This is a genomic window from Sinorhizobium sp. 8-89, from assembly GCF_030124325.1.
In the GTDB taxonomy this organism is placed as follows: Bacteria; Pseudomonadota; Alphaproteobacteria; order Rhizobiales; family Rhizobiaceae; genus Sinorhizobium.
On the sequence record NZ_JASKLR010000004.1, the window covers coordinates 249,955 to 266,569 of the forward strand.

11 protein-coding genes are annotated in these 16,615 nt (G+C 62.7%); 10 read left to right on the forward strand and 1 reads right to left on the reverse strand.

All coding sequences use genetic code 11. The features are described from left to right. The first annotated feature begins 13 nt into the window (after nt 1-13). The 10 genes from QN219_RS11255 (at nt 14) to QN219_RS11300 (ending at nt 15,367) form a co-directional block, all read left to right on the forward strand. Nucleotides 14-892 carry a transglutaminase family protein gene (locus QN219_RS11255; RefSeq protein WP_283999742.1) on the forward strand — a complete coding sequence of 293 codons (879 nt, stop codon included), beginning with the start codon at nt 14-16 and terminating at the stop codon, nt 890-892. Between the two features lie 176 nt (nt 893-1,068). After that, nucleotides 1,069-2,334, forward strand: coding sequence for a TadE/TadG family protein (locus tag QN219_RS11260; protein WP_283999743.1), 1,266 nt, complete (start codon nt 1,069-1,071; stop codon nt 2,332-2,334). 233 nt (nt 2,335-2,567) lie between these two features. Continuing rightward, nucleotides 2,568-5,045: a glycogen/starch/alpha-glucan phosphorylase gene (locus QN219_RS11265; protein ID WP_405052126.1), complete on the forward strand. Its 2,478-nt coding sequence runs from the start codon at nt 2,568-2,570 to the stop codon at nt 5,043-5,045. After that, complete coding sequence (glgB, locus tag QN219_RS11270) at nt 5,042-7,252, forward strand: 1,4-alpha-glucan branching protein GlgB (protein WP_283999744.1); 2,211 nt, start codon at nt 5,042-5,044, stop codon at nt 7,250-7,252. Before QN219_RS11265 ends, glgB begins: the two co-directional genes overlap by 4 nt. Before the next feature lie 100 nt (nt 7,253-7,352). Next, the gene (gene glgC / locus QN219_RS11275) at nt 7,353-8,615 is read left to right on the forward strand and encodes a glucose-1-phosphate adenylyltransferase (protein ID WP_283999745.1); all 1,263 of its coding nucleotides are present in this window, start codon (nt 7,353-7,355) and stop codon (nt 8,613-8,615) included. An 11-nt stretch (nt 8,616-8,626) separates the two neighbouring features. Continuing rightward, the gene (gene glgA / locus QN219_RS11280) at nt 8,627-10,069 is read left to right on the forward strand and encodes a glycogen synthase GlgA (RefSeq protein WP_283999746.1); all 1,443 of its coding nucleotides are present in this window, start codon (nt 8,627-8,629) and stop codon (nt 10,067-10,069) included. 5 nt (nt 10,070-10,074) lie between these two features. Continuing rightward, complete coding sequence (locus tag QN219_RS11285; RefSeq protein WP_283999748.1) at nt 10,075-11,703, forward strand: alpha-D-glucose phosphate-specific phosphoglucomutase; 1,629 nt, start codon at nt 10,075-10,077, stop codon at nt 11,701-11,703. Nucleotides 11,704-11,759: 56 nt separating this feature from the next. Next, complete coding sequence (gene glgX / locus QN219_RS11290) at nt 11,760-13,724, forward strand: glycogen debranching protein GlgX (RefSeq protein WP_283999749.1); 1,965 nt, start codon at nt 11,760-11,762, stop codon at nt 13,722-13,724. 76 nt (nt 13,725-13,800) lie between these two features. Beyond that, nucleotides 13,801-14,289 carry a MaoC family dehydratase gene (locus QN219_RS11295; RefSeq protein WP_283999750.1) on the forward strand — a complete coding sequence of 163 codons (489 nt, stop codon included), beginning with the start codon at nt 13,801-13,803 and terminating at the stop codon, nt 14,287-14,289. After that, on the forward strand, nt 14,282-15,367 hold the full coding sequence (locus tag QN219_RS11300; RefSeq protein WP_283999751.1) for a DUF2332 domain-containing protein: 1,086 nt from the start codon (nt 14,282-14,284) through the stop codon (nt 15,365-15,367). The genes QN219_RS11295 and QN219_RS11300 overlap by 8 nt, the downstream gene beginning before the upstream one ends. A 27-nt stretch (nt 15,368-15,394) precedes the next feature. On the opposite strand, the gene QN219_RS11305 is transcribed toward QN219_RS11300, so the two are convergent. Further along, nucleotides 15,395-16,519 (reverse strand): zinc-dependent alcohol dehydrogenase family protein, encoded by a 1,125-nt coding sequence (locus QN219_RS11305; RefSeq protein WP_283999752.1) that lies wholly within the window; start codon nt 16,517-16,519, stop codon nt 15,395-15,397. Nucleotides 16,520-16,615 lie beyond the last annotated feature (96 nt).

The window sequence follows — 16,615 nt, forward strand, 5'->3', positions numbered from 1 at the left end:
GGGAGCGGCCTTGATGCTCTACGATATCAATCTGAAGATCACCTACGGCTATGAGGTTCCGGTTGCCGGCGGGCGCCATCTCGTGCGTGTGCTGCCGGCCTCGATTTCCGGCCGTCAACGCCTTGTCGTCGGCTCGATAAGCTGCCAACCAACCCCGGGCGAGCGGGTCGAAAGCGTGGACTTCTTCGCCAATCCGACCACGTCGATTCTTTTCCGTTCCGTGCACGACAGCCTGGCCATTCGCATGCAGGCGCGCGTTCAGGTGGAAGCGCAGGCGCTCACCGCCGATCTTTCTCCGCCCCTTGCGGGTCTGCCCGCTCAGTTCGCCGCATACTGGTCCGTCGACGCGGAGTCTCCCCACCACTTCGTCGGGCCGAGCCCGCTCCTGCCGGACGCTCCCGAGATCGCGGCCTACGCGCGCACGATCGCTGGCGAAGGAATGACCGTGCGGCAGATCGGGGCGGCGATCTGCGAGCGCGTCCACCGCGACTTCGTCTACGACACCGAGGCGACAACCGTGAACACGACGGCTGCCGAAGCCTTCAAGCTCAAGCGCGGCGTCTGCCAGGATTTCACCCATGTGATGATTGTCGCTCTTCGCAGTCTCGGTATTCCGGCAGGCTATGTCAGCGGTTTCCTCAGAACCTTGCCGCCGCCCGGCAAGGAGCGGCTGGAAGGCGCCGACGCGATGCATGCCTGGGTTCGATTCTGGTGTGGCACCGCTGGCGGCTGGATGGAACTCGACCCGACGAACAATATTCCGGCCGGCACGGATCACATCGTCGTCGGCCACGGCCGCGACTATGGCGACGTCGCGCCCGTCATCGGCGTCCTGAAAAGCTATGGCAGCCAGACGACGGAGCAGGCGGTTGACGTCATTCCCGTCGATTGATCCGAATTGATACAACCGGGTCCCATTTCCGAACAATCAAACCGCCGGGAACCCGGTCGAAATCATGGATTTTTGCGCGATTCGCTAAAATTCAAGTAATCGGCTGAACGGGACCGTAACGTGTCGCCGCTAGATATCCGCCCCAAGCTTGCAATGAATTTCTTGGGGGTGCGGAGATGGGAAGACGATCCATGGTGAGCCGGTCTTTTGGCATGATGCTGAAGGACCGCGGCGGCAATTTCGGAATGATGACGGCGCTGGTGGCGCCGCTGCTGTTGGCCGCGGGTGGCGTTTCCATCGACATGGCCAACATGCTGATGACCAAGAACCAGCTTCAGGACGCCACCGATGCCGCAGCACTCGCCGCGGCTTCCGCTCTGGTCTCCAATGAACAGCCCAATATCGAAGCGGCCAAGTTGATCGCGCGCAAGTTCCTGAAGGCGCAGATGGCGGGCTCGAGCGCGACGGACAGCCCTGCCGAAGGCGAACCGGAAGGAACGCCGACCGCACGGGCGGCGGACGGCGCAACGCCAACTTCCGAGACGCCGGCTTGGGACGATATCAATGTCTCGGAGGTGAACATCATCGAGACGCCCAACGGCACCAAGGGGAAATCCTTCAAGGTCTCGATCGTCAACAAGCATCTGATCCAGTTCAACGCGATGACGCGCCTCCTCGGCACGGATTCGATCGAGCTTGAAACCCGGGCAACGGCGGAAAGCGCGACCGAGAGCAAGAACGCCTTGTCGATGTATCTCGTGCTCGACCGCTCGGGATCGATGGCCTGGAAGACGAATACGGTCGATACGACGAAGTCCAAGTGCCCCAATTATACCGAGGCGAACTGGGGCAGATATCCGAACCTGTCGGCGACCAGCCCGTGCTACGTCACCAAGATCAACGCGCTGAAAACGGCCGCTGGCGATCTGTTTGCCCAACTCCTGCTCGCCGATCCGGAATCGATCTATGTTCGCACCGGCGCTGTGTCCTACAACGCGTCGCAGGATCCCGCAGGCAGCCTCGCCTGGGGAACAACGGGCGCGGCGGCCTATGTCAATGCTCTGGTCGCGACCGGCGGCACGGCCTCGGGCAACGCCTTCAAGACCGCCTATCAGAAGGTGATCGCATCGACGGAAGACACGGCGCACAACGGTAAGAACGGCCAGATTCCGACGAAATACATCGTCTTCATGACCGATGGCGAGAACAACTACGCCAACGACGACACCGTAACCAAGTACTGGTGCGACATCGCAAAGGCAAACAAGGTCCAGATCTACAGCGTCGCCTTCATGGCGCCGGACCGCGGCCAGGCTCTGCTGAAATATTGCGCCTCCTCAACGTCGCATTATTTCGAAGCCGAGGAAGCGGCTGACCTCGTCGCCGCTTTCAAGGCAATCGGCGAACGAGCCTCCGCCATGGTCTCCCGCCTCACCGAGTAATCGGACCAAGACCGCGCTTGCCATGCCGTCCGGCTCCTGCGGGCGGCATTTTTCTTTGTGCCGCCGACCGAAAAACGCGTTGCGAATCGCTCCGCGCACAAGCATGCGCTGTTTTAATCCTTTTAAAAACACCTGTTGCAAGCGCTTCGGATCGATGCATAAATTGCCTTATCTCTCCCGGCCGGCTCCGGCCCGCGGTCTCCCACACGCAAAAAGGGCAAACAAAAAAAGGTATGGCATTTCTTATGATGAACCGGCTCTCCACCTCCGAACTGCCGCATCCCGCGCCGAGGTCGTCCGAGCCAGGCCAACTCGCGGTGGAGATCCTCGAACGTCTCAAATACCGCATAGGCAAGGACCCGAAAGTCGCCAAGCCGCATGACTGGCTCACGGCTGCCATTCTCGTGGCCCGTGACCGCATCACCGACAAGTGGATGGATTCGACCCGCAAGACCTATGCGACCGGCGCCAAGCGCGTCTACTATCTTTCGCTCGAGTTCCTCATCGGCCGCCTGATGCGCGACGCCATGACGAATATCGGCCTGATGGACGAAATGCGTGACGCGCTGGCGTCACTCGGCGTCGATATCGATGTGATCGCCGGGCTCGAGCCTGATGCAGCGCTCGGCAATGGCGGCCTCGGCCGCCTTGCCGCCTGTTTCATGGAATCCATGGCGACCGTCGATGTGCCCGCCTATGGCTACGGCATCCGCTACATGCACGGCCTGTTCCGCCAGCAGATGGCCGACGGCTGGCAGGTCGAACTGCCCGAGACGTGGCTCGCCCACGGCAATCCCTGGGAATTCGAACGGCGCGAAAGTTCCTATGAAATCGGTTTCGGCGGCGGCGTGGAAACCGTCAACATCGACGAGGAAGTTCAGCGCTACGTCTGGAAGCCGGCCGAACGCGTCATCGCCACCGCGTTCGACACACCGGCCGTCGGCTGGCGCGCAAAACGCGTCAACACGCTGCGCCTCTGGGGTGCGCAGCCGATCGATCCGATCCTGCTCGACGCCTTCAACGCCGGCGACCACATCGGCGCACTGCGCGAAAGCAACAAGGCGGAGAGCCTGACACGGGTGCTCTACCCGGCCGACGCGACGCCCTCGGGGCAGGAGTTGCGCCTGAGGCAGGAGTATTTCTTCTCATCCGCCTCGCTGCAGGACATTCTGCGTCGCCACCTGCAGCAGTATCCAGATTTCACGTCGTTGCCGGATGCGGTCGCCATCCAGCTCAACGATACCCATCCGGCCGTGTCCGTCGCGGAACTCGTGCGGCTCCTGACCGACGTTCACGGGCTCGATTTCGAGCAGGCCTGGGACATCACCCGACGCACTTTCTCCTACACCAATCATACGCTGCTGCCGGAAGCGCTGGAGAGCTGGCCGGTGCCGCTCTTCGAGCGGCTGCTGCCACGCCACATGCAGATCGTCTATGCCATCAATGCGAAGATCCTGATCGAAGCGCGCAGGCAGAAGCACGCGACCGACGAGGAGATCCGCAGCATCTCGCTCATCGAGGAGACGGGCGAAAGGCGCGTGCGCATGGGCAATCTCGCCTTTGTCGGTTCGCATTCGATCAACGGCGTCTCGGCGTTGCACACCGAACTGATGAAAGAGACGGTCTTTGCCGATCTGCACCGGCTTTATCCGGACCGCATCAACAACAAGACCAACGGCATCACGCCGCGCCGCTGGCTGATGCAGTGCAACCCGGGCCTCTTCGGCCTCATCCGCGAGGCGATCGGCGACGAGTTCATGGACAATACCGAGGCGCTGCAGGCGCTCGGCGCCTTTGCCGACCAGGCGGACTTCCAGGAGAACTTCGCCGCCGTCAAGCGCGCCAACAAGGTGAAACTCGCGAAGCTCGTCCAGAGCAGCCTCGGCATTCGGCTCGATCCGTCTGCGATGTTCGACATCCAGATCAAGCGCATCCACGAATACAAGCGGCAGCTCCTGAACATCATCGAGGCCGTCGCGCTTTACGATCAGATCCGCTCGCATCCCGAACTCGACTGGGTGCCGCGTGTCAAGCTCTTCGCCGGTAAGGCAGCGCCAAGCTATCACAACGCCAAGCTGATCATCAAACTTGCCAACGACGTCGCTCGCGTCATCAACAATGACCCGGCCGTGCGTGGTCTCCTGAAAATCGTCTTCATCCCCAACTACAACGTGTCGCTCGCCGAAGTTATGGTGCCGGCCGCCGATCTTTCCGAACAGATCTCGACCGCCGGCATGGAGGCCTCCGGCACCGGCAACATGAAATTCGCCCTCAACGGCGCGCTGACCATCGGCACGCTCGACGGCGCCAATGTCGAAATGCGCGATTGGGTCGGCGAGGAAAACATCAAGATCTTCGGCATGACCGCGGAGGACGTGGCGAAAGCGCGGGCGGAGGGGCACAACCCGCGCGCCATCATCGAAGGCTCACGCGAGCTCTCACAGGCGCTTTCCGCGATCGCCTCGGGCGTTTTCTCGCCGGACGACCGAAATCGCTTCTCCGGTCTCGTCGACGGGCTCTACAACCATGACTGGTTCATGGTCGCCGCTGATTTCGAGGCCTATGCCAAGGCACAGCGCGAGATCGACCAGCTCTGGACCAGGCCATCCTCCTGGTACGCGCAGGCGGTCCGCAATACCGCCCGCATGGGCTGGTTCTCGTCCGACCGCACGATCCGGCAATATGCCGGCGAAATCTGGAGAGCTGGATGACGGTCTCGCCCGGCAACGACCCAGCGCCCGCCCCGTCCGGCGTGCTGCCAGCGCCGGACATCGCGGCAATACTTTCCGGTAACCATTATAATCCCTTCGCGGTTCTCGGCGTTCATGCGGCCGGCAAAAGCTATGTCGCCCGCTGCTTCATTCCTGGCGCCGAGGACGTGACGGCAGAAACGCTCTCGGGCAAGGAGATCGGCACGCTCCAGCGGCGCGACGACGCCGGCTTCTTCGAAGGCGTCGTATCGCTGCGCAAGGAACAGCCCATCCGTTATCGCGCCTCCAACAGCGGCGGTGAATGGATCGTCGTCGATCCCTACAGCTTTGGTCCCGTGCTCGGACCGATGGACGACTACTACATCCGTGAAGGCTCGCATCTCAGGCTCTTCGACAAGATGGGCGCCCATCCGATCTCGCACGACGGCGTGGAAGGCTTCCACTTTGCCGTTTGGGCTCCGAACGCGCGACGCGTCTCGGTGGTCGGTAATTTCAACGATTGGGATGGACGGCGCCATGTGATGCGCTTGCGCGCCGACACCGGCATCTGGGAGATTTTCATTCCCGGCGTGCCGGCTGGCACGCCGTACAAGTATGAAATCCTCGATAGCGAAGGGACACGCCTGCCGCTGAAGGCGGATCCCTTCGCCCGTCGCTCGGAACTCCGCCCGGATACGGCTTCGATGACGACGGGCGAGATCGCGCAGGTATGGGACGACGAGGCGCATCGCCAGCACTGGGCAGAGGTCGATCCGCGCCGGCAGCCGATTTCCATCTACGAGGTGCATGCAGGCTCTTGGCAGCGCCGCGACAATGGCGAGATGCTCTCCTGGGACGAACTGGCGGATCGGCTCATTCCCTACTGCATCGACATGGGCTTCACGCATATCGAGTTCCTGCCGATTTCCGAATTTCCGTTCGATCCTTCCTGGGGTTACCAGACCACCGGACTCTACGCGCCGACGGCTCGTTTCGGCGAACCGGAGGGGTTCGCCCGCTTCGTCAACGGCTGCCACAAGGTCGGCATCGGCGTCATCCTTGATTGGGTGCCGGCACATTTCCCGACCGACGAGCACGGGCTTCGTTGGTTCGACGGTACGGCGCTCTACGAGCATGCGGATCCGCGCAAGGGTTTCCATCCCGACTGGAACACGGCGATCTACAATTTCGGCCGCCAGGAGGTTCTGGCCTATCTCGTCAACAACGCCCTCTACTGGGCGGAGAAGTTCCACGTCGATGGCTTGCGCGTCGATGCGGTCGCGTCGATGCTCTACCTCGATTACTCGCGCAAGCACGGCGAGTGGGTGCCGAACGAATATGGCGGCAACGAGAACCTGGAGGCCGTCCGCTTTCTGCAGACGATGAACACCCGGCTCTACGGCATCCACCAAGGGGTGCTGACGATCGCCGAGGAATCGACCTCCTGGCCGAAGGTTTCGCATCCGGTCCACGCCGGCGGCCTGGGTTTCGGCTTCAAATGGAACATGGGCTTCATGCACGATACGCTGCAATATCTTGCGCGCGAGCCCGTGCACCGGAAGTTCCACCACAACGACATGACCTTCGGGCTGCTTTACGCGTTCAGCGAGAATTTCGTGCTGCCGCTGTCGCATGACGAGGTCGTGCACGGCAAGGGATCCCTGGTCGCCAAGATGGCCGGAGACGACTGGCAGAAGTTCGCCAATCTCAGGGCCTACTATGCCTTCATGTGGGGTTATCCCGGCAAGAAGCTTCTGTTCATGGGCCAGGAATTCGCTCAGTGGCGCGAATGGTCGGAAGAGCGCGCGCTCGACTGGAACCTTCTCGAATACAATCTGCACGAGGGCATGCGTCGTCTCGTGCGCGACCTCAACGGCACCTACCGTTCGAAAGCAGCACTGCATGCACGCGACTGCGAGGGCGAGGGCTTCGAGTGGCTGATAGCGGACGATCGCGACAATTCGGTTTTTGCCTGGCTCAGAAAGGCGCCGGGCGAAAAGCTCGTGGCCGTCGTCACCAATTTCACCCCGATCTACCGGGAAGGTTACGACATACCGCTTCCGGTAGCGGGGCGATGGAAGGAAATCCTCAACACCGATGCGGAGATCTACGGAGGGAGTGGCAAGGGCAACGGCGGTGCCGTGCATGCGGAGAGAAAATCGACGGGAATAACGGTCGCAACCATCACGTTGCCGCCTTTGGCAACGCTGATGCTGGAGCAGGAGTAGCGCCTTCGTGCGCGACAGACGAAGCGAAAAGTACTTGCGTGGGCCGCGAGGTGTCTGAACCGCCTGGCCGTCCTCGAGGAACAGTGATTGGGGAGGACAAATGGTGGAAAAGCGTACACAACCTCTGGCCCGCGATGCCATGGCCTATGTTCTCGCCGGCGGCCGCGGCAGCCGACTGAAGGAATTGACGGACCGCCGCGCCAAGCCGGCCGTCTATTTCGGCGGCAAGGCGCGCATCATAGATTTCGCGCTCTCCAATGCATTGAATTCCGGTATCCGCCGCATCGGGGTCGCCACCCAATACAAGGCACATTCGCTGATCCGGCACCTGCAGCGCGGCTGGAACTTCTTCCGTCCCGAGCGCAACGAGAGCTTCGACATCCTGCCGGCAAGTCAGCGCGTCTCCGAAACGCAATGGTATGAAGGCACGGCGGACGCCGTCTATCAGAACAGCGACATCATCGAGGATCACGGCGTCGAGTACATGGTCATCCTGGCCGGCGACCATATCTACAAGATGGACTACGAACTGATGCTGCAGCAGCACGTCGACTCCGGCGCCGATGTAACGGTCGGCTGCCTGGAAGTGCCGCGGATGGAAGCAACCGGCTTCGGCGTCATGCATGTCGACAATGAGGACCGCATCATCGCCTTTGTCGAGAAGCCGGCCGACCCTCCCGGGATTCCCGGCACCCCGGACCTGGCGCTCGCCTCCATGGGCATCTATGTGTTCCACACCAAGTTCCTGATGGATCTCCTGCGCCGTGACGCCGCCGACCCGAAGTCGAGCCGCGACTTCGGCAAGGACATCATCCCCTACATCGTCAACAACGGAAAGGCGGTCGCCCACCGCTTCACCCGGTCGTGCGTTCGCTCGGACTTCGAGCGGGAGGCCTATTGGCGCGACGTCGGCACGATCGACGCATACTGGCAGGCCAATATCGACCTCACCCATGTGACGCCCGAACTCGATATCTATGACAACACTTGGCCGATCTGGACCTTTGCCGAAATCAAGCCGCCGGCAAAGTTCGTCCATGACGACGAAAATCGCCGCGGGTCGGCAACATCCTCTCTTGTCTCCGGCGACTGCATCATCTCCGGCGCGGCGCTCAACCGCAGCCTGCTGTTCACCGGCGTCCGCGTCAATTCCTACTCCAGGCTCGAGAATGCCGTTGTCCTGCCCGATGTAACGATCGGTCGGCACTCGACGCTGCGCAACGTGGTCATCGACAGCCGTGTCGTGATCCCGGAAGGGCTGGTCGTCGGCGACGATCCGGAACTGGACGCCAAGCGCTTCCGCCGCACGGAAAGTGGCGTCTGCCTGATCACGCAATCGATGATCGACAAGCTGGGAATGTAGGTCTGCCGCGTATGAACATCCTGTCCGTTGCGTCCGAGGTCTATCCGCTTGTCAAGACCGGGGGGCTCGCCGATGTCGTCGGCGCCCTTCCGGCGGCTCTCGTCCCGCACGGTATCAGGACGCGTACGCTGGTGCCCGGCTATCCTGCCGTGCTGCAGAAGCTGAAGAAGAAAAAAAAAGTCGCTGGATTCGATAACCTGTTCGGCCATCCGGCGTCCGTTCTGGGTGCAGAACTCGACGGGCTCGACCTCCTTGTCCTCGACCAGCCCGCGCTCTATGCGCGCGACGGCGGCCCCTATCTCGACGCGACCGGGCGCGATTATCCCGACAATTTCCGCCGGTTTGCCGCCCTCTCGCTGGCGGCCGCAGAAATCGCCGGCGACAACGTGATTCCAAGCTGGAAACCCGACATCGTCCATGTTCACGATTGGCAGACCGCGCTGACGCCCGTCTACATGCATTTCGGCGCGGCGCGCGATACGCCGACCGTGATGACGGTTCATAACATCGCTTTCCAGGGGCAGTTCGGCGCTTCGGTCTTCCCCGAACTCGGCTTGCCGCCGGAGGCCTTCTCCATGCAATTCATCGAATATTACGGCGATGTCGGCTTTCTGAAAGGCGGCCTGCAGACGGCGACGGCGATCACGACGGTGAGCCCCTCCTACGCGCAAGAGATTCTGACCCCGGAATTCGGCATGGGCCTCGACGGCCTGCTGGCAAGCAGGGTCACGGACCTGACCGGTATCGTGAACGGCATCGACGCCGATACTTGGGACCCGCAGACGGACCCCCATATCGTCCGGCATTTCGGTAATGGCACGCTGAAGCAGCGCGCCGCCAACCGCAAGGCGCTCGAAGAACGCTTCGCGCTGGAGAAGGGCAAGGGGCCGATCTTCTGCGTCGTCAGCCGGCTGACCTGGCAGAAGGGCATGGACCTTCTCGCCGAGGTGGTGGACGATATCGTTGCGCTTGGCGGCAAGCTGGTTATCCTCGGGTCGGGCGATGCGGCGCTCGAAGGCACATTGCTTGCAGCCGCCTCACGCCACCGCGGACACATCGGCATGGTAACCGGCTACGACGAGGCGCTGTCGCACCTGATGCAGGCGGGCTCCGACGCGATCATTATCCCGTCGCGCTTCGAGCCGTGCGGCCTCACCCAACTCTATGGTCTGCGCTACGGTTGCGTACCGATCGTCGCCCGCACGGGCGGCCTCGCCGATACGATCATCGACGCGAACGAGGCTGCGCTCTCGGCCAAGGTCGCCACCGGATTCCAGTTCACGCCGATCACCGCCGGCGGATTGCGCCTTGCGATCAGGCGCGCGTTCCGTGCATACAGCGAACCGAAAGTATGGGCACGCCTGCAGAATCAGGGCATGAAGTCCGACGTCTCCTGGGCCAAGAGCGCGGAACGCTACGCCTCGCTCTATTCCGGTCTCCTCGCGAAAGGCTAAGACAGATGATTAAAACCGTCTCCACCAACCCCTATGGCGATCAGAAACCCGGCACGTCCGGCCTGCGGAAAAAAGTTCCGGTGTTCCAGCAGAAGAACTATGCCGAGAACTTCATCCAGTCGATTTTCGATTCGCTCGAAGGCTTCGAGGGTCAGACGCTGGTGATCGGCGGCGATGGCCGCTACTACAATCGCGAAGTCATCCAGAAGGCCATCAAGATGGCGGCCGCGAATGGCTTCGGCCGCGTGCTTGTCGGCCGCGGCGGCATCCTGTCGACCCCGGCCGCCTCCAACATCATCCGCAAATACAAGGCCTTCGGCGGCATCGTGCTGTCGGCGAGTCACAATCCCGGCGGCCCGACCGAGGATTTCGGCATCAAATACAATGTCGGCAACGGCGGCCCGGCTCCGGAAAAGGTAACGGACGCGATCTTCGCCCGCACCAAGGTCATCGACAGCTACAGGATCGCCGAAGTCGCCGACGTCAATCTGGACCTGGAAAGCTCCCACCAGGTCGAGAACATGACGGTGACCGTCATCGACCCGGTTGCCGACTACGCGGAACTCATGGAGAGCCTGTTCGACTTCGGGGCAATCCGCAAGCTGATCGCTGGCGGTTTTCGGGTAGTCTTCGATGCGATGAGCGCGGTGACCGGCCCCTATGCCAAGGAGATCATCGAGAAACGGCTGGGAGCACCCAAGGGTTCGGTGATGAATTTCATACCGCTGCCCGACTTCGGCGGCCATCATCCGGATCCGAACCTCGTGCATGCCCGTGCGCTCTACGAAACGATGATGGCGCCGGATGCACCGGATTTCGGGGCCGCCTCCGACGGCGACGGCGACCGCAACCTCATCATCGGCAAAGGCATCTTCGTCACGCCTTCGGACAGCCTCGCAATGCTTGCCGCCAATGCGCATCTTGCACCAGGCTATGCAAAGGGACTGGCCGGAATCGCGCGTTCGATGCCGACCAGCGGCGCCGCCGACCGCGTGGCGGAGAAGCTCGGCATTGGCCTCTACGAGACGCCGACCGGCTGGAAATTCTTCGGCAACCTGCTCGACGAGGGGCTGGCAACGATTTGCGGCGAGGAGAGCGCCGGCACGGGGTCCAACCATGTGCGCGAGAAGGACGGGCTCTGGGCGGTACTGCTTTGGCTCAATATCCTTGCCGTGCGGAAGGAAAGCGCGCTCGACATCGCCCGCAAGCACTGGGCGACCTACGGCCGCAATTACTATTCGCGCCACGACTACGAAGAGGTCGATTCCGACGCAGCGAACAGTCTGATCACTGCCTTGCGAGACAAGCTCGCCACCTTGCCGGGCAAGAGCTTCGGCGCACTCACGGTCGAGAACGCCGACGATTTCTCTTACAACGATCCAGTCGACAAGTCGGTCAGCAAGAACCAGGGTATCCGCATCCTCTTCAAAGGCGGCTCGCGTGTGGTCTATCGCCTTTCCGGTACGGGAACGTCGGGCGCAACCTTGCGCGTCTATATTGAGCGGTTCGAAGCCGACTCGGCGCGCCACGACCTCGACACGCAGGCAGCACTCGGCGATCTGATCACCGTCGCCGACGAGATCGCCGAGATCAAGAAGCGCACCGGCCGCGACGCGCCGAGTGTGATTACCTGACGGCTGACCGCGCCCTCTGCATTTGAGATCAACGACCGGACAAAGGTGCGCCCTTCATGCCGACTGCCGGAATTTCGCGCCTCGGGGCGACGCCTACGTCGGGGGGGACACACTTTGCAGTCTGGTCCCGCAATGCCGCCCGCATCGACCTCTGCCTGTTCGACAAGACCGGCAGCAAGGAACTCCGTCGCCTGCCGCTGACACGCGACGGAGACGTTCATAGTCTGACGCTCGCCGACGCAGAGGCCGGCACCCGCTACGGCCTGCGCGCCGACGGCGTCTACTCGCCCGAACATGGGCTCTGGTTCGATCCGTCGAAGCTTCTGGTCGATCCCTACGCGATCGAGCTCGATCGCCCCTTTCGCCATGATCCCCGCCTGACCGTCTTCGGCGAGGAGACCGCCGATCTGGTGCCGAAAGCGATCGTGACCGAAACGAGGGCGGTAAAGGTAAAACCGCCACTGTTCCAACCGGGCGAACTGATCTACGAGGTAGCCGTCAAACCGTTCACCATCCTGCACCCGGATATTGCCGAGAAGAAACGCGGTACCGTCGCCGCACTGGCGGAGCCGCCGGTCATCGACCACCTGAAACGCCTCGGCGTCTCGGCGGTCGAACTGATGCCGATCGTCGCCTGGATTGACGAACGGCACCTGCCGCCGCTCGGTCTGCACAACGGTTGGGGCTACAATCCGATCGCCCCCATGGCGCTCGATCCGCGGCTGGTGCCCGGCGGAGTCAAGGAACTGCGCAAGACCGTCGAGACGCTGCACAAGGCCGGCATCGGCGTCATCCTCGATCTCGTCTTCAACCATTCCGGAGAAAGCGACCGACTTGGGACGACGCTCTCCATGCGCGGGCTCGACAATCTCATTTATTATCGCCACGCGACCGATCGGCCCGGCGAACTCATCAACGACACCGGATGCGGCAATACCATTGCTTGCGACCACCCGATGGTGCGCGACCTGATACTCGCCAGCCTCCGCCACTTCGTGCTCAATGCCGGCGTCGACGGCTTCCGCTTCGACCTCGCATCGATCCTCGGGCGCGACATGAGCGGCTTCCGCCGCGACGCCGCGCTTTTTGCGGCCATCGCCGCGGATCCGGTGCTTGGCGACCGCATTCTCATCGCCGAACCTTGGGACACCGGTCCCGGCGGCTACCAGCTCGGCAATTTCCCCGAACCCTTCCTCGAATGGAACGACCGCGCGCGCGACGACATTCGCCGCTATTGGCGCGGCGACCGGCATGCGATCGGCGCCCTGGCGACCGCACTCGCCGGCTCTTCGGACACATTCTCGCGCTGGGGCGAGACGGCCACCCGCAGCGTCAACTTCATCGCCGCCCATGACGGCTTCACGCTCACGGATCTCGCCTCCTATGCGCGCAAGCACAACGAGGCGAACGGGGAAGAGAATCGCGACGGCCATAACGAGAACTATTCGTGGAACAATGGCGCTGAAGGCCCTATCGCCGATCCGGAAATCGCGGCAGCGAGACGGGCCGACGCCATGGCGCTTATTGGTACCCTTTTTGCCTCGCGCGGTACGATCATGCTGACGGCCGGGGACGAAGGCGGGCGCAGCCAGGGCGGCAACAACAACGCCTATGCGCAGGACAACGCTGTGACCTGGCTCGATTGGGCGAAGCTCGACCCGAAACTTGTCGACCACACGGCCGCGCTCTCAACGATGCGCCGGCGTTTCGATGTCTTCGCCGGGACGGAGTTCCTCACTGGCAAGGGCGACGTCGCCTGGCTGCGTCTCGACGGCCAACCCATGAGGCTCGAGGATTGGGAACATCCGGCGACCGACAACTTCGTTATGCTGCTTGCGACCGGGGACCTGGAGCGGCGGCGAGCGACCCGGCTCGCCGTGGTCATCAACCGCGGTCATGCGCCGCATCCCTTGCAGCTTCCGACGAGCCTCGATGGCGCATGGCGCGACGCTCTTTCCGAGGCGGCGGCGCCCGCTTTTGCCGCTCCCCGCTCCGTCAGCTTTTTTGTCGAGATTTTCTGAGTTTTTACCATCACTTGCTAGGTCTAGCCCTACCGGCCTATAGATCGGTGGGAGGCCCATGTTTCAGGACAATCATATGCCGCAAGACATTTCACTTTCGGACGTCAGGAAGCTAATCGGCCAGGAGATCGGCGTTTCCGACTGGATCACCGTGACCCAGAAGACCATCGATAATTTTGCCGAGGCGACAGGCGACTATCAGTTCATTCATACGGACCCGGTGCGCGCCGCGGCGGAAACGCCGTTCGGAGGCACGATCGCCCACGGCTTCCTGTCGCTCTCGCTGCTTTCGGCGATGAACTACAGTTGCCTGCCCAAGATCCGCGAGCAGACGATGGGCATCAACTACGGCTTCGATAAAGTCCGCTTCGTCGCGCCGGTGAGGAGCGGCGCCAAGGTGCGCGGCCGTTTCATCATGGCCGACGCCCGCTTTCGCGGCGCCGGCATGCTGATGATCACCTATGACGTGACGGTGGAGATCGAGGGCGAACGCAAGCCCGCCTTGACCGCAACATGGCAGACGATCATCCAGTTCGATCCGAAGGATCGGCCGGCCGATGCCTGAGCGAGCGGAAACGGAGGAGCTTGTCCGTCGAGCCTTTCGCGGCCAGGGCAAGTCCTGCGAAGAACTCGATTCCCCGTTCATGGCTCGGCTCTGCCGGCTGGCAGCCGAGCGGCTCGATGGCGAAAGCGCTGTCGGCAGCCGGGTCATCGGCTGGCAAGGCGATCCTTCGTCCAAGGCGGACTCCGTGGCGCTGCGGCTGGCCGGTGCGCTGCATGCCCTTGTGTTGTCGAATCGAGACCCGGCGCTGATTTCGTGTTATCCACCGAATGTTGCCGACGACGAGACGCTCTGGGGAGCGTGCGAGGCTGCCTTCCGGAGACACGGTGATTTTATCCTCGACCGCCTGCGTTCCGCGCCGCAGACGAACGAAGTGCGCCGCTCCGGCGCGCTGCTTGCCGGCTTTCTCACCGTGGCTCGCGCTTTCGGCAAACCGTTGGTCCTTTCGGAAGTCGGTGCGAGTGCCGGCTTGAACCTGCACTGGGACCGCTACGGCTACGATCTTTCCGGCAGCCAATGGGGCGATATGGGATCGGGTGTCATCATCTCGCCCCAGTGGTCGGGAGCGGTGCCGCCAGGCGGGCCGGTCGAAATCGTCGGACGGGCGGGATGCGACATCAACCCGCTTGATCCTGCAAACGAAGAGGATCGGTTGCGTCTGCTCTCCTACGTCTGGGCCGATCAGCCGGACCGGATCGAGCGGACCCGGAGCGCGCTGGCGATCGCGGCGGCATACAGTAATCCCATCGAGCGCGCAGACGCTGTCGACTGGCTGAAACGGCGCCTCGCCCATCCGTTCCCCGGTGCGGTGCACGTCATCTACCACTCGGTTGCCTGGCAATATTTGCCTGAGTCCGCCCAGCAAGAAGGCGAGGCCGTGATCGCGGCAGCAGGAATGGCGGCAACGGCAGATGCACCGCTCGCCCGGCTGCAGATGGAGGCGGATGGCTTGCGGCCTGGCGCCGCGCTCTCGCTCCAGACCTGGCCCGGCGGCGAAAAGTACCTGATCGGCCGGGCGGATTTCCATGGCCGATGGATTGAGTGGACCGGCTTGCCGACAAGCATGATTTCACCGTTTTAATGAAACAATGAAATGATCTAAGGGCCGTCAGAACGTGATCACATGACGGACCACTCGACCCTGGTCGAGAAGGTCGAAAGCCTCGTTGATTTCTTCGAGCGGCCCTGTGCTCGATAGCAGCCGATCGACCGGCAGCTTGCCGCGCTGGTAGAGCGCGATGAATCGCGGGATATCACGGCTCGGCACGCAGCTTCCCATGTAGCTGCCGCGAATCGTACGTTCCTCGGCAACGAGACTGACCGCGGGCATCGAGATCTGGCTCGAAGGGTGGGCAAGTCCCGCCGACGCCGTCAAGCCGCCGCGCCGGGTGATCCGGTAGGCGAGCTCGAAGGCCTTCACCGATCCCGCCGCCTCCACCGCATGATCAACGCCGCCGCGTGTCGCCTCGCGGATCTTCTCGGCCGCGTCCGGATCGCCGGCCAGGAACGCGTCGGTCGCGCCGAGCTCGAGCGCCAGCTTCAGCTTGTCTTCCGATAGATCGACGGCGACGACACGTTCGGCGCCGGCGGCAATTGCGCCTAGAACCGCCGCCAGCCCGACGCCACCAAGGCCGACGACGGCGACGGACTGACCGGGCCTGACCTCGCACGTGTTGACGACTGCACCGACGCCGGTCAACACGGCGCAGCCGAACAAGGCCGCTTCGACCATCGGCAGGTCCGCCTCGATCCTGACGGCCGAGTGACGCGAGACGACGGCATAATCGGCAAAGGCGGAAACGCCGAGATGGTGATGCACCGGAACCGCATCGCAGCGCAGACGGCGTTCGCTTGAAAGCAGCGTCCCCTTGCCGTTTGCCTCTGCACCCGGAATGCAGAGCGCCGGCCTGCCTTCCGCACAGGGCAGACAATGGCCGCAGCTCGGCATGAAGCTCATCACCACCCGATCGCCGGGCGCGATGTCGCGCACGCCGCTGCCGACCGCCTCCACGGTGCCGGCCGCCTCATGGCCAAGCGCCATCGGCACCGGACGCGGCCGATCGCCATTGATGACCGAAAGATCGGAATGACAGAGACCGGCCGCGCCAATTCTTACCAGGAGCTCGTCCGGCCCCGGTGGATCGAGGTCGACGACTTCGATCGAAAGAGGCCGGGTATTGGCATAGGGCCCCTCGACCGGAGATTTCCTGAGCAGCGCGACACGGGTTTTCATAAACACCCTCTCGATGATTCACCCGACAACACCATAAAGAGCGCCGGCGCGGAGGGGCAAGGCATCGCCTTGGCAGAGTCACGCCTCAAAAAGAAA